Annotated in this window: 1 protein-coding gene and 1 pseudogene; both read right to left on the bottom strand. The window is 35.4% G+C overall.

The window, feature by feature from the left end:
• Positions 1–118 precede the first annotated feature (118 nt).
• A pseudogene (gene catA, locus ADA55_RS04050) lies at positions 119–767 on the bottom strand (type A chloramphenicol O-acetyltransferase).
• Positions 768–1,176: 409 nt separating this feature from the next.
• The gene (locus tag ADA55_RS28195; RefSeq protein ID WP_082162802.1) at positions 1,177–1,344 is read right to left on the bottom strand and encodes a glycosyltransferase; all 168 of its coding nucleotides are present in this window, start codon (positions 1,342–1,344) and stop codon (positions 1,177–1,179) included.
• Between the last annotated feature and the right edge of the window lie 480 nt (positions 1,345–1,824).

Here is a 1,824-nt window from a genome sequence, read left to right as displayed (position 1 = left end):
CGCAAGTGCGCCGAGGAGGCTCCCGGACCGCCCGCGGAAAGCGAGTGCCTAAAGTGGAAATCAACGATCGAGTTTGTCTACATTCTGAGGAACTCTTTTAGAATTTCCCAATGAACAACTAGAGCCAGTCTGCACTTTCATCAGCAAACCTTTGGAAGTCATTCATAAAAACACTTGCATGATAACCATCACAAACTGCATGATGAATTTGCAAAGAAACAGGCAAGAACCATTCATCTTTTATTTGTGAATATTTCCCCCCAGTTATAATGGGTAAGAAAAAATCGCCACCATTATTAATATTTAAATTAAATGCTGTAAAAGAACTCCAAGGGATCATGGATATCGGAATATGATTATCTGGTATAGGGGTCTTTGGAAATAAACTACCCGTACCATTGTATTCTTCTACATCTTTTTCATACTGGGAATGGAATTCAGAAAACCTACTTCCATTTGGTGACCAGATGCTAGAAAATGTGGATGTCTTCTTATCGAAAATTGTATAAGAAGGCAAAACTTCTGACCAATAACCTAAATTCCCTTCTTCGTTAAAACTGGTTCTAAATTCTCGAAGGGAATTAACTATTTTTGTAACCATAAAAATAAACGCGGGATATAACTTATAATTCTGCTTCTTTAAGTTTTCCATAAGAACAGTAATATTCATTTCATTCGTTATATCTGAATGTTGTTTGTTGTTGTAAATAGTGTTCAAAGTACTCTTTTCGAACCCAATTTTCACGATCAATTATATTGAATTTCATATACAACGCCTCCTAATGTGTTTTATTGATTTAGGAGGCTATTTCCTCTGCTTTTTTCATGACAGTCATCCTTTTATAAACGAATTCATACCCCAACATTATTAAATATTCCCAGACTAAAATCAACCTACAGAGATTACTTTCTTCAACGATCCTGCCCCGTTAATTCCATAAGGCATTAAGCATCACTATTTCTTATTCTTCTCAAATAACCCAAGCACTGCGCATAACGTTATGCAGCCAGACTTCTTATCAAAAGGGGCATGGACAAGGTTGAGGATATGATATGCCACATACTAAAATTCGTGCACCTATACTCAATCCACATACAGTACATTCAAAAAGTTCATGTCCTAAAAAAAGGCCATACCTTTCTTTAAAGGATATGGCTGGTGATATGGAGTTACTTTTAAACATGATCAGTGAAGGCTGAGGCATTTTGTTTCGTGTTATCTTCTGATCCTGTATCAATGATAATCATTTCATCGACCAGTTCCCTAACAGAAGCAAGACAGTTAGGAAGGGAGTCTTCTTCATCCTTTACAATCATGCATAAACTAATTGAAATCCCGCCCATTAAACCACCTCCCATAACAGCATATTAGTTTCTGCCTGCTATAATGTCTGGAGTTAGGGTGATCTAATTAAATTCAAGACATGACAAGGAAAATCGTCAATTGCAGGAAATTTAAGATTTTTTTGTAAAAGCATTTTTGTTATAATTCTTTTGCTGAAGGACCCTAATTTGTTTTATTTTTTAAATAATAATACGTATTTTCCTTATACTTGCGCATATTAAAAACAATAACATTGAAAGCGAGTTGGATACGTATTGTCTAAACAAGGGATGCAAAACAAGGATCAAACGAGAAAGCAAATCGAGAAACAGGATAAAAGAAATGATGTTGAACTAGGTAATGAATTTCAAATTGGAAACACAAGTTCACAGAGCTCAAAAAAAAGTGGCCGTCAAGTAAATAAAAAATAACCCCGATCTTTCGGGGTTATTTCAGTTTGTAGACAAAAGGGGTTCGGAATTAAAAAATTCTGAACCCCT

Origin of the sequence: Bacillus sp. 220_BSPC, from assembly GCF_001054655.1 — a bacterium.
Taxonomy (GTDB): Bacteria; Bacillota; Bacilli; order Bacillales; family DSM-1321; genus Peribacillus; species Peribacillus frigoritolerans.
Note: the sequence above shows the minus strand (reverse complement) of the source record. Positions and strands in the feature narration are given on the sequence as shown.

What these genes read in the sequence shown, in the direction of transcription:
- ADA55_RS28195 (WP_082162802.1), bottom strand. Translation starts at nt 1,344, where the DNA reads ATGGGCGGGATTTCAATTAGTTTATGCATGATTGTAAAGGATGAAGAA.